Source organism: Streptomyces sp. NPDC002785, assembly GCF_040295565.1.
In the GTDB taxonomy this organism is placed as follows: Bacteria; Actinomycetota; Actinomycetes; order Streptomycetales; family Streptomycetaceae; genus Streptomyces.
In genome coordinates, this window is the sequence record NZ_JBEOVN010000205.1 from 1 (window position 1) to 12568 (window position 12568).

At 71.2% G+C, this 12568-nt stretch carries 9 protein-coding genes; 8 read left to right on the plus strand and 1 reads right to left on the minus strand.

Annotated features, from left to right (window positions below; genetic code table 11):
- The first annotated feature begins 424 nt into the window (after nt 1–424).
- The 6 genes from lpdA (at nt 425) to ABTZ94_RS31585 (ending at nt 9294) form a co-directional block, all read left to right on the plus strand.
- A complete protein-coding gene (lpdA, locus tag ABTZ94_RS31560) occupies nt 425–1813 on the plus strand; it encodes a dihydrolipoyl dehydrogenase (RefSeq protein WP_351205890.1) in 1389 nt (462 codons plus the stop codon).
- A gap of 61 nt (nt 1814–1874) precedes the next feature.
- On the plus strand, nt 1875–3716 hold the full coding sequence (sucB, locus tag ABTZ94_RS31565) for a 2-oxoglutarate dehydrogenase, E2 component, dihydrolipoamide succinyltransferase (RefSeq protein ID WP_351205892.1): 1842 nt from the start codon (nt 1875–1877) through the stop codon (nt 3714–3716).
- Between the two features lie 308 nt (nt 3717–4024).
- Nucleotides 4025–4648, plus strand: a complete 624-nt coding sequence (locus tag ABTZ94_RS31570; RefSeq protein WP_266361865.1) for a GntR family transcriptional regulator — start codon at nt 4025–4027, stop codon at nt 4646–4648.
- A gap of 257 nt (nt 4649–4905) precedes the next feature.
- Nucleotides 4906–7575, plus strand: coding sequence for a pyruvate dehydrogenase (acetyl-transferring), homodimeric type (aceE, locus tag ABTZ94_RS31575; protein WP_351205894.1), 2670 nt, complete (start codon nt 4906–4908; stop codon nt 7573–7575).
- Nucleotides 7576–7739: 164 nt separating this feature from the next.
- The gene (locus ABTZ94_RS31580; protein ID WP_351205896.1) at nt 7740–8711 is read left to right on the plus strand and encodes a helix-turn-helix transcriptional regulator; all 972 of its coding nucleotides are present in this window, start codon (nt 7740–7742) and stop codon (nt 8709–8711) included.
- Nucleotides 8712–8772: 61 nt separating this feature from the next.
- On the plus strand, nt 8773–9294 hold the full coding sequence (locus tag ABTZ94_RS31585; RefSeq protein ID WP_351205902.1) for a DUF4240 domain-containing protein: 522 nt from the start codon (nt 8773–8775) through the stop codon (nt 9292–9294).
- Between the two features lie 63 nt (nt 9295–9357).
- Here ABTZ94_RS31585 and ABTZ94_RS31590 read toward each other — a convergent pair whose 3' ends face one another.
- A complete protein-coding gene (locus ABTZ94_RS31590; protein WP_351205898.1) occupies nt 9358–9885 on the minus strand; it encodes a GNAT family N-acetyltransferase in 528 nt (175 codons plus the stop codon).
- Between the two features lie 130 nt (nt 9886–10015).
- On the opposite strand from ABTZ94_RS31590, the gene ABTZ94_RS31595 reads away from it, so the two are divergent.
- Complete coding sequence (locus tag ABTZ94_RS31595) at nt 10016–10915, plus strand: TIGR01777 family oxidoreductase (protein ID WP_351205904.1); 900 nt, start codon at nt 10016–10018, stop codon at nt 10913–10915.
- A gap of 216 nt (nt 10916–11131) precedes the next feature.
- The gene (locus ABTZ94_RS31600) at nt 11132–12439 is read left to right on the plus strand and encodes an NAD(P)/FAD-dependent oxidoreductase (RefSeq protein ID WP_351205900.1); all 1308 of its coding nucleotides are present in this window, start codon (nt 11132–11134) and stop codon (nt 12437–12439) included.
- The last annotated feature ends 129 nt before the right edge of the window (nt 12440–12568 follow it).

Genomic DNA, 12568 nt, shown 5'->3' on the forward strand with positions numbered 1-12568 from the left:
CGACCTCGCCCACGATTGGCAGTGGACGCCGCCGGCAATCGTGGGCGAGGTCGTTACGGCCCCGGGCATACGCCCGGGGCCGTAAGTGTTCCCACGGTGGCATCGCAGCACGGACCCCGCAGGTTTCGCTCTCAACGAAATCAGTACGCCCTTCCGTCTCCCGCCACCCCCCCTTCCGGGGCCGCGCTACACGCCTATCCTTTTTACTTCTACGCAGCGGTAATCGCCCGAGACTGATGATCATCCGTCTCGGACCCGGGCCCCGCGTCCTGCCCACCGTCAACAAGTGCGAAGATGGGTTCTCGGCAGGACAGGGCCCCCACCACAGGGCCGAACAACAAAAGCGGCCGAACACCAGCCGACCGGCCGGTCATCCCCCAGCGACGGGGCCCGGCATACGGCGCACATGCATGGAGGACGTGACGTGGCGAACGACGCCAGCACCGTTTTCGACCTAGTGATCCTCGGCGGTGGTAGCGGCGGTTACGCCGCGGCCCTGCGCGGAGCGCAGCTGGGCCTGGACGTCGCTCTGATCGAGAAGGGCAAGGTCGGCGGTACCTGCCTGCACAACGGCTGCATCCCCACGAAGGCCCTGCTGCACGCCGGCGAGATCGCCGACCAGGCGCGCGAGGCCGACCAGTTCGGCGTCAAGGCCACCTTCGAGGGCATCGACATCGAGGCCGTCCACAAGTACAAGGACGACGTGATCTCGGGCCTGTACAAGGGTCTGCAGGGTCTCATCGCCTCGCGCAAGGTCACCTACATCGAGGGTGAGGGACGGCTCTCCTCCCCCACCTCGGTGGATGTGAACGGCCAGCGCATCCAGGGCCGCCACGTGCTGCTCGCGACCGGCTCCGTGCCGAAGTCGCTGCCGGGCCTGGAGATCGACGGCAACCGCATCATCTCCTCGGACCACGCGCTGAAGCTGGACCGTGTCCCGAAGTCCGCGATCGTGCTGGGCGGCGGCGTCATCGGCGTCGAGTTCGCCTCGGCGTGGACGTCCTTCGGCACCGACGTCACGATCATCGAGGGCCTGAAGCACCTCGTCCCGGTCGAGGACGAGAACAGCTCGAAGCTTCTCGAGCGCGCCTTCCGCAAGCGCGGCATCAAGTTCAACCTCGGTACGTTCTTCCAGAGCGCCGAGTACACGCAGGACGGCGTCCGCGTGACCCTCGCCGACGGCAAGACGTTCGAGGCAGAGGTGCTGCTGGTCGCCATCGGCCGCGGCCCGGTCTCGCAGGGTCTGGGCTACGAGGAGGCCGGCGTCGCGATGGACCGCGGCTACGTCCTCGTCGACGAGTACATGCAGACCAATGTGCCCACCATCTCGGCCGTGGGTGACCTGGCCCCGACGCTCCAGCTCGCGCACGTCGGCTTCGCCGAGGGCATCCTGGTGGCGGAGCGGCTGGCCGGTCTGAAGACCGTTCCGATCGACTACGACGGTGTCCCGCGGGTGACGTACTGCCACCCCGAGGTCGCCTCCGTGGGCATCACCGAGGCCAAGGCCAAGGAGCTCTACGGCGCGGACAAGGTCGTCGCTCTGAAGTACAACCTCGCGGGCAACGGCAAGAGCAAGATCCTCAAGACCGCGGGCGAGATCAAGCTCGTCCAGGTCAAGGACGGTGCCGTGGTAGGCGTCCACATGGTCGGTGACCGTATGGGCGAGCAGGTCGGCGAAGCCCAGCTGATCTACAACTGGGAGGCGTTGCCCGCCGAGGTCGCGCAGCTCATCCACGCCCACCCGACGCAGAACGAGGCGATGGGCGAGGCCCACCTGGCCCTCGCCGGCAAGCCGCTGCACTCCCACGACTGATCAGTCGACCGGGCGCGACGACCGACCTACTTCCGCACTTTCGTAAGGAGCAACTGAAACCATGTCGGTTTCCGTAACCCTTCCGGCGCTCGGCGAGAGCGTCACCGAGGGCACTGTCACCCGCTGGCTGAAGGCCGAGGGCGAGCGCGTCGAGGCCGACGAGCCGCTGCTCGAGGTTTCGACCGACAAGGTCGACACCGAGATCCCGGCCCCCGCGGCCGGCATCCTCTCCAGCATCAAGGTCGCCGAGGACGAGACCGTCGAGGTCGGCGCCGAGCTGGCCGTCATCGACGACGGCACGGGTGCGCCCGCTGCCGCCGCGGCCCCGGCCGCCGAGCCCGTGGCCGCCCCGGCCCCGGCGCCCGTCGTCGAGGTCCCCGCCGCTGCTGCCCCGGCCCCCGTGGCCGAGGCCCCGGCCGCCGCCGCACCGGCCGGTGGCGCCGCCGGTACCGACGTCACCCTCCCGGCGCTCGGCGAGAGCGTCACCGAGGGCACCGTCACCCGCTGGCTGAAGGAGGTCGGCGAGGAGGTCACGGAGGACGAGCCCCTCCTGGAGGTCTCCACGGACAAGGTCGACACCGAGATCCCGGCCCCGGTTTCCGGTGTGCTGCTGGAGATCGTCGTCGCCGAGGACGAGACCGCCGAGGTCGGCGCCAAGCTCGCCGTCATCGGTGCCGCAGGTGCCGCTCCGGCGGCTGCTCCGGCCCCGGCCGCCCCGGCGCCCGTCGCCGCCCCGGCCCCGGCCCCGGCTCCGGCTCCGGCTGCCCCCGCACCGGCTCCGGTCGCTCCGGCCGCCCCCGCACCGGCTCCGGCTCCGGTGGCGCCCGCCGCCCCGGTCGCCGCTCCGGCACCGGTGGCCCCGGCCGCACCGGTGGCCCCGGCCGCACCGGTGGCCCCGGTGGCCCCGGCCGCCCCGGCGCCTGTCGCCGCCCCGGCTCCGGTCACCCCGGCCGCGACCTCCGTTGACGACGGCGCGTACGTCACGCCGCTGGTCCGCAAGCTCGCCGCCGAGAGCGGCGTCGACCTGGGCGCGGTCAAGGGCACCGGCGTCGGTGGCCGTATCCGCAAGCAGGACGTCGTCGCCGCCGCGGAGGCCGCCAGGGCCGCTGCCCCGGCTCCGGCCGCCGCTGCTGCTGCCGCTCCGGCAGTCTCGAAGGCGCCGAAGCTGGAGGTCTCCCCGCTGCGCGGGCAGACGGTCAAGATGACCCGCATGCGCAAGGTCATCGGCGACAACATGATGAAGGCGCTGCACTCGCAGGCCCAGCTGACCTCGGTCGTCGAGGTCGACATCACGAAGCTGATGAAGCTGCGCAACCAGGCGAAGGCCGCGTTCGCCGCCCGTGAGGGCGTCAAGCTGTCCCCGATGCCGTTCTTCGTGAAGGCGGCGGCCCAGGCGCTGAAGGCCCACCCGGTCATCAACGCCCGGATCAACGAGGACGAGGGCACCATCACGTACTTCGACTCGGAGAACATCGGCATCGCCGTGGACGCCGAGAAGGGTCTGATGACCCCGGTCATCAAGGGTGCGGGCGACCTGAACATCGCCGGTATCTCGAAGAAGACCGCCGAGCTGGCCGGCAAGGCCCGCGGTGGCGGCCTGACGCCGGACGACATGTCCGGTGCCACCTTCACCATCAGCAACACCGGCTCGCGCGGTGCGCTGTTCGACACCGTCATCGTGCCCCCGAACCAGGCAGCCATCCTGGGCATCGGCGCCACGGTCCGCCGCCCGGTGGTCATCAACCACCCGGACCTCGGCGAGACGATCGCGGTGCGCGACATGACGTACCTCTCGCTCTCCTACGACCACCGTCTGGTGGACGGCGCGGACGCCGCCCGTTACCTGACCGCGGTCAAGGCGATCCTGGAGGCCGGTGAGTTCGAGGTCGAGCTCGGCCTCTGAGCACCACGGTTGTAACCAGCCTCACCAGCGGCGCCCCCATCCGGATCACTTCCGGAAGGGGGCGCCGCCGTATTGTCTAGTGCTGTGACCGGAAAGGTTCACCGGCTCGCGACGCCCGGCACGGCACCTCGCTGCGTTGTCGCATCACCCGAGTACGTCCAGTACGAGGGGGATCCTCCGCCTTGCGATGCACCGCACCGGACCCCGCGAGCTTCCCGGCAGACCTTTCGGCCACAGCACTGGACACCACCGGTCGCCCCGGCAGCCGTGATGAAGAGACGCACCGGTTTGCCCCGAAGGAGCCCCTCATGACCCCGCCCGTCGTCCACTCGCTGCGCGAACAGATCCGCGAGCACATCGTGGACGGGATCGTCAGCGGGCGCTGGAAACCGGGCGAGCGGATCGTGGAGCGCCGGATCGCCACCGAGCTGGAGGTCAGCCAGACGCCCGTACGCGAGGCGCTGCGGGAACTGGAGACGCTCCGGCTGATCGAGTCGGCCCCCAACAAGGGCGTACGGGTCCGCAATCTCACCGCGGCCGATCTGGAGGAGAGCTATCCGGTACGGGCCGGTCTGGAGCAGATCGCGGCGGAGCTGGCGGCTCCGGCCCTCGGCGAGGACTGCTCGCGCCTCGCGCCGCATGTGACGGCGCTCTACGAGGCGGACCGGCTGGCCGACGGCGAGGCGCAGGTGCGGCACACCGTGGGGTTCCACCGCGAGATGGTGCGGGCGGCCGGGAACGCCGTGCTGCTGCACACCTGGGAGGGGCTGGGCATCGAGGTGTTCACCGCCCTGTCGATCCGGTGGCTGGGCACGGTCCAGAAGTCGTACGCGGAGGAGCACGAGGCGCTCATCGAGGCGTTCCTGCGGAAGGACCCGGACATCGGTGTGCTGGTCAAGGCACATGTACTCGGCTGTGCACCGCGCGCCTGAAGGACGTACACATCTGTCGCGAGGGGCGCTCACCTGTGCAGGAGAGCGCCCCTTTTACGCGTTAAATCCCGTCACTCCGTGCCCCATTTCGCGACACCGAATGCCACTTTCTTCATATCGAGAAGTTTTGCCTTTCACGCTTTGATCGATCATCGATCGGGGACTTACAGTTCACTCCGCGGGCCCACCGGCCCCATCGCCCTGTCCTGCCAGTCAGGGCCTTTCTCCACCCCCCTCCACTCCGGAAGGCGGCGATCATGACCGACCCCGTAGGAAAGCTTCCGAGCGAGCTCGATCAGCTCCCGGACCGTGACCCCGAGGAGACCGCCGAATGGGCGGCCTCCCTGGATGCCGTCACCAAGGCCGCGGGCCCGCACCGCGCCGCGTACCTGATGCGTCGCTCGCTCCAGCACGCCGAGGGCACCGGTCTCGCGCTGCCCAAGCTGCTGGAGACCGATTACGTCAACTCCATCCCGACCGCCGCCGAGCCCGCGTTCGACGGCGACCTGGAGATGGAGTCCCGGATCACCGCCTGGAACCGCTGGAACGCGGCCGCGATGGTCACCCGTGGCGCCCGGCTCGGCGTCGGCGGCCACATCGCCACCTTCGCCTCGGCGGCCTGGCTGTACGAGACCGGCTTCAACCACTTCTTCCGCGGCAAGGAGGGGGACGGGTCGGGCGACCAGCTCTACATCCAGGGCCACGCCTCCCCCGGCATCTACGCCCGCGCCTTCCTCGACGGACGGCTCAGCGAGCAGCAGCTCGACAACTTCCGCCAGGAGGCGGGCGGCGACGGTCTGCCGTCCTACCCGCACCCGCGGCGGCTGCCCTGGCTGTGGGAGTTCCCCACCGTGTCGATGGGCCTCGGCCCGCTCTCGGCGATCTACCAGGCGCGCTTCAACCGCTATCTGGCCAACCGCAACATCAAGGACACGTCGAACTCGCACGTCTGGGCCTTCCTGGGCGACGGCGAGATGGACGAGCCCGAGTCGACCGCCGCCCTCGCCCTCGCGGCGCGTGAGCGGCTCGACAACCTGACCTTCGTCATCAACTGCAACCTGCAGCGCCTCGACGGTCCGGTCCGCGCCAACTTCCGCGTGGTCCAGGAGCTGGAGGGCGCGTTCCGCGGGGCCGGCTGGAACGTCATCAAGACGCTCTGGGGCAACGCCTGGGACGAGCTGTTCCAGCTGGACACCACCGGTGCACTGGTCCGTCGGCTCCGGGAGGTCCCGGACGCGCAGTTCCAGACGTACGCCACCCGCGACGTCGCGTACATCCGCGAGCACTTCTTCGGCGCCGAGCCCGCGCTCGCCGAGCTGGCGAAGCTGCTCACCGACGCGAAGATCGCCGAGTGTTTCTACACCTCGCGCGGCGGCCACGAGGCCCGCAAGGTGTACGCGGCGTACAAGGCCGCCGTCGAGCACAAGGGCGCGCCGACCGTGATCCTCGCGCAGACGGTGAAGGGCTACACGCTCGGCAAGGGCTTCGAGTCCAAGAACGCCAACCACCAGATGAAGAAGCTGACGATCGACGAGTTCAAGGGCATGCGCGAGCTGCTCGGCCTCCCGATCCCGGACAGCGCCTTCGCCGACGGTGTGGTGCCCTACGGCCACCCGGGCGCCGACTCCCCCGAGGTCCGCTACCTCCAGGAGCGCCGTGCCGCTCTCGGCGGCCCCGCGCCGGCCCGCCGGGTGCACGCGGTGGCGCTGCCCCAGCCCGAGGAGCGTGCGTTCAAGGCCCTGTACAAGGGGTCCGGCAAGCAGGAGATGGCCACCACCATGGCGTTCGTGCGCCTGGTCAAGGACCTGATGCGGGACAAGGAGACCGGCAGGCGCTGGGTGCCGATCGTCCCGGACGAGGCGCGTACCTTCGGCATGGAGTCGCTGTTCCCGTCGGCCGGTATCTACTCGCCGCTGGGCCAGACGTACGAGCCGGTCGACCGCGACCAGCTGATGTACTACAAGGAGGCCAAGGACGGCCAGATCCTCAACGAGGGGATCACCGAGGCCGGGGCCATGGCCGACTTCGTCGCCGCCGCCACGTCGTACGCGACGCACGGCGAGACGATGATCCCCTTCTACATCTTCTACTCGATGTTCGGCTGGCAGCGGACCGGCGACCAGATGTGGCAGCTCGCCGACCAGCTCGGCAAGGGCTTCATCGTCGGCGCCACGGCCGGCCGCACGACGCTGACCGGCGAGGGCCTCCAGCACGCGGACGGCCATTCGCACCTGATCGCGTCCACGAACCCCGCGTCGCTCAACTACGACCCTGCGTTCGCGTACGAGATCGCGGTGATCGTCAAGGACGGTCTGCGCCGGATGTACGGCCCCGAGGCCGAGAACGTCTTCTACTACCTGACGGTCTACAACGAGCCGAAGCCGCAGCCCGCGATGCCGGAAGGCGTCGAGGAGGGCATCGTCAAGGGCCTGTACCGCTTCAAGGAGGGCACGCCCGCGACGGCGGACGCACCGCGCGTCCAGCTGCTGGCCTCCGGCACGGCGATCCACTGGGCCCTGGAGGCGCAGGAGCTGCTGGCCGCGGACTGGGGTGTCACGGCCGACGTCTGGTCCGCCACGTCGTGGGGCGAGCTGCGCCGTGAGGCGCTGGAGTGCGACGAGGCGCTGCTCCGCGGTGAGCAGCGGGTGCCGTACGTGACCCAGGCCCTGGAGGGCGCACCGGGTCCGGTCCTCGCGGTCAGCGACTGGATGCGGCAGGTCCCGGACCAGATCAGTCAGTGGGTGGAGCAGGACTGGTCCTCGCTCGGCACGGACGGCTTCGGGCTTTCCGACACCCGCGATGCGGCCCGCCGCCACTTCGGTGTCGACGCCCAGTCGATCACGGTCGCGGCGCTGGCCCAGCTGGCCCGCCGCGGCGAGGTGACCGCGTCCGCGGTCAAGGAGGCCCGGGAGCGGTACGGGCTCTGACGCGTGAAGGCGGCCGGGTACGCCCGGCTGCCGCCGCGCGCCCGGTCCGGCGGAGGCTCTGTCCTCGTTCGCCGGACGGGCTTGAATTTCAAGCCCGTCCGGCGATCGAGGCCAATCCCCGGCTCTGCGGGCCACAACCCGTACATCGCGGCCACAATGGACCCATGCGCGCCGCCCGTCTCATCAAAATGGTGCTGCTCCTGCAGTCCAGCCCCGCCATGACCGCCGCCGAGCTCGCCCAGGAGCTCGAGGTGTCCGAACGGACCGTCACCCGGGACGCGCAAGCGCTCTCCGAAGCGGGCGTCCCGGTGTACGCGGACCGTGGCCGGGCCGGGGGCTACCGGCTGGTCGGCGGGTACCGCACGCGCCTCACCGGGCTCGCCCGTAACGAAGCCGAGGCGCTCTTCCTCTCCGGGTTGCCCTCCGCCCTGCGCGAGATGGGTCTGCAGGACGCCGCGTCCGCCGCCCGGCTCAAGGTGTCGGCGGCCCTGCTCCCGTCCCTGCAAGGCGCCTCGGACAGCGCCGCCCGGCGCTTCCACCTGGACGCTCCCGGCTGGTACCAGGAGCCGGTCACCCCGGAACTGCTGCCCGCCGTCGCGGAGGCGGTCTGGGACGACCGGATCGTCCACGCCCGCTACCGCCGCAGCGGCCGGGACGACGACGTGGAGCGGGAGCTGGCCCCGTACGGACTCGTCCTGAAGGCCGGGGTCTGGTATCTCTGCGCCCGTGTGGAGGACGACTTCCGGGTGTACCGGATCGACCGCTTCTCGGCCGTCGCCGTGTCGGACGAGCGGTTCGAACGCGACGAGCAGTTCGATCTTCCGGGCTTCTGGGACGAGCGGGCCGCCCAGTTCGCCCGCTCGCTCCTGCGTACCGAGGTGACGGTACGGGTGACGGAGGACGGGGTACGCCGACTGCCGTACGCCATGGACCGTTCGGCGGTCCACGACGCGCTGGAAGCGGCCGGCCCGCCCGACGCACAGGGGCGGCTCACCCTCACCCTGCCGGTCGAGTCCCTCGATGTCGCGTACAGCCAGCTACTGTCCCTGGGACCGGAGTTGGAGGTCCTCCAACCCGCGGCTCTGCGGGCGCGTTTCACCGCGGCGGCCGAACGCCTGCGCGACCTCTATCCCTGAAGACTTCTTTTCGCCGCGTCCAGGTGCGTCGCCTGCCGTCAAGGCCGATGCTTGTCCCGTGATGGACGAGACGGAGTTCTGGGAGATCATCGACAGCACCCGCGAGGCCGCCGAGGGCGACCCCGAGGACCAGGCCGACCTGCTCGTCGAACGGCTGGTGCAACTCGATCCCGAAGCCGTGCTGGACTTCGCCAGGCACTTCGAGGCCCGTTACAACCGCGCCTACCGCTGGGAGCTGTGGGGCGCCGCCGCCGTACTGCTCGGCGGCGCGAGCGATGACGCCTTCGACTTCTTCCGCTGCTGGCTGATCGGTCAGGGCCGGAAGATCTTCGAGGGCGCTCTGCACGATCCGGACGGCCTCGCCGATCTATTGGACGACTTCGACGAGGAGGTCGACGGGGACGCCGAGGATCTCGGCTACGCCGCCGACGAGGCGTACGAACAGCTCACCGGCCTGGTCACCCCGGACCTCGGCCTGCCGCCCCAGACCTCCGAGCCGGAGGGCACCCCCTTCAGTTTCGAGGACGACGCGGCTCTGGCGGAACGCTTCCCCGCGCTCTGGGAGCGGTTCGGGCCCGGCTGAGCGCACCCGGGGCCGTGCCGCCGGGCGCGGGCCCGGCGGCACCTCGGCGAAGGACACGAGGTGTCACGGGGCGAGCGAGCGGCCCATCATGACGTCGTCGACGTAACGCCCGTGCAGGAAGAACTCACCGGGCAGCACACCCTCGACGACGAACCCCTCCGACTCGTACAGGGCCCGCGCGGGTGCGTTGTGCCCGAGCACCCGCAGCGTCATCCGGTTCGCCCCGTCACTCCGCGCCGCCGCGAACGCGGCCCGCAGCAGGGCCCTGGCTATACCGCGGCCGCGCGCCCAGTCGGCCACCGCGAGGCCCTGTATCTGCCGGACATGTGTGTTGCAGGCCAGCGGGGTCGGCGGCACCAGCCTGGTGTAACCGGCGAGACACACCTCGCCCGCCGCGTTCTGAGCCTCGGCCACGAGGAAGTCCTCGGGCTTGTGACCGTCGTCGAAAAACGGCTCGTACGGGGGCTGCGGCCTCGGTGTCACTGCGTGCAGCGTCGACCAGGTGGCGCGGTCGAGTTCGCCGAGAGCGGCTTCGTCGGAGAGGACAGCGGAGCGGACGGGGCGGACCGGGTGCGTGTGGATCTCGAACATGCGCGCCACTGTGCCACTCCGCCCGTTGCCCGGTCAGCCGTTTTACGACTCGGCGCAGACCGGCGACGCACGGGAGGCCTTCGGCCCGGCGAGTGAGGCGCACCGGGGCCGCTGCGGCAGGATGGGCTCCATGCTGCACTCCCGTATCGCTGTCACCGGAGCATCCGGACTCATCGGAGCGGCGCTGGTGCGCTCGCTGCGGGCCGACGGGCACGAGGTCGTGCGCCTGGTGCGACATCCGGCACGGGCCGGCGACGAGGTGGAGTGGGATCCCGGACGCCAGTATGTCGACGTGGCGGGCCTGGTGGGCTGCGACGCCGTCGTCCATCTCGCCGGGGCCGGGGTCGGCGACCACCGCTGGACACCGGCGTACAAGCAGGAGATCCGGGACAGCCGGGTGCTCGGGACGACGGCCGTGGCCGAGGCCGTCGCCTCGCTGGACGTCCCGCCGAAGGTCCTGCTGTCCGGATCGGCCATCGGCTACTACGGCGACACCGGAGACCGCGCGGTCGACGAGAGCGCCCCGGCGGGCGAGGGCTTCCTACCGTCCGTGTGCGTGGAGTGGGAGGCGGCCACGGCCGCCGCCCAGGAGGCGGGCGTACGGACGGTGCACGCGCGCACCGGTCTGGTCGTAGGCCGTGAGGGCGGGGCCTGGGGCCGGCTGTTCCCACTGTTCCGGGCGGGGCTGGGCGGGCGGCTGGGCAACGGGCGCCAGTACTGGAGCTTCATCGCGCTGCACGACGAGGTCGCGGCCCTGCGGCACATCCTGGACACGGAGTCGCTGTCGGGTCCGGTGAACCTGACCGGCCCCGACCCCGTCACCAACGGCGAGGTGACGGCCGCGATGGGGCGTGTGCTGCGCCGCCCCACGCTCCTGACCGCTCCGGCACCGGCCCTGCGGATCGTCCTGGGGGACTTCGCGGAGGATGTGCTGGGCAGCCAGCGGGTGCTGCCGGGCCGGCTGCTGGACTCGGGCTTCGTGTTCGCCTTCCCGGGAATCGACGGGGCGATCCGCGCGGCGCTGCGCTGAGCGCACCGGCACACACCGGACCGCGCCGTGCGCAGCCCCGGCCCGCACATCTTCCGCAAATTCGGACGTACATGCGACCCCGTGCAACGGTGCCCCGGTGCGCGCGACTGCGCCCGCACCGGCCCCCCTTCCTAGCCTCCTTGCGAACTCGGGCATTCCGGGGGCCTGCTGGGGGCAAGAGCCTCCCAGTAGTTGCGCCGACTCGGGGAGGGGCACGTGCTCAGCTCGGCACACCACGCGGACGTCGTCATCATCGGGGCCGGGATCGCCGGCCTGTCAGCCGCCCACCAACTGACCAGCGCAGGGGTAAGTGTCAGTGTCCTGGAGGCCGGCCCCCGGGTCGGCGGCCGGATGGCCACCGCCGACGTGGACGGCTTCCGGCTCGACCACATCGGCCCGCTGCTCAGCACCTCGTACCCGGAGCTTCGCCGGATGCCCGCCCTCGGTGGGCTCGCACTGCGCAACTTCGCACCGGGAGTGCTCGTCCACAGCGACGGCCGTCAGTACCGGACCGGCCATGTACGGGGCGCGCGGGGCGCATTCAAGGCGGCGCGCGCCCTGGCAAGCGCCCCCCGTCCGCCGATGGGCGGGCCGATCGACCAGGCCCGACTGGGCGCCGCCCTGTCCCGCCTCGCCGCCACCCCGGCCGCCCGCATCCTGGCCCGGCCCGAACAGACCGCGCTCGCCGCCCTGTCCCACCGCGGCCTGACCTCCCGTACGGTCAACGGCTTCCTTCGCCCGCTGCTCTCCGCACTGCTCAGCGATCCGGAACTCACCACGTCCAGCCGGTGCGCCGATCTCGCCCTGCGCAGCTATGCGCGCGGCAGGCTGTGCGTACCGGCCGGCGGTTCGGGAAGGCTGCCTGAAATGCTCGCGGCCGCGCTGCCGCCCGGCACCGTACGGACGGGTGTGCATGTCACGGCTGCCGACATCACCTCCGTCCGCACCAAGGAGCACGGCGAACTGGGCTGCCGCTCCCTGCTGTTGGCGACCGGCGCGGGCGCCGCCGCCGAACTGCTGCCCGGTCTGCGGGTGCCGCCCTTCCACCCCGTGACGGTCCTTCACCACACCGCCCCCGCTCCCCCGCCGACCGGCGCCTCACTGCTGCTGGACGCCGACCGCTCGGGGCCGGTCGCACACACCGCGGTGATGAGCGCCGTCGACCCCTCGCGCGCCCCGCACGGCCGGACCCTGATCAGCTCGACGGTGCTCGGCACCCCGCCGCCCGACCTCGACCGCACGGTCCGCACCCATCTCGCCGCCCTGTACGGCACCCCCACCGACCACTGGGAGCTGCTGACCGCCCACCACGACCCCGAGGCGGTGCCCGCGATGCCGGCCCCGCACGATCTGCGCCGCCCGGTCCGGCTGCTCACCGGGCTGTACGTGTGCGGCGACCACCGCGACACGAGCACGGTCCAGGGCGCCCTGTTCTCGGGCCGTCGCGCGGCCGAGGCGATCCTCACCGACCTGGGTGTACGGCCGGGGTACGGGAGCGGGGCGGTGCTGCCCGAAGCGGCGTAGGACTCGTCCGCCGGGCGCGGGGCCCGGCCGGCGGCCTGCCCGGACTCACGACCTCCCCCACGATAGGGAGCGATATCCACGGCACCTGTCATCCCCCTCGAAGCGATCCACGGCGACCGCTCATCGTCG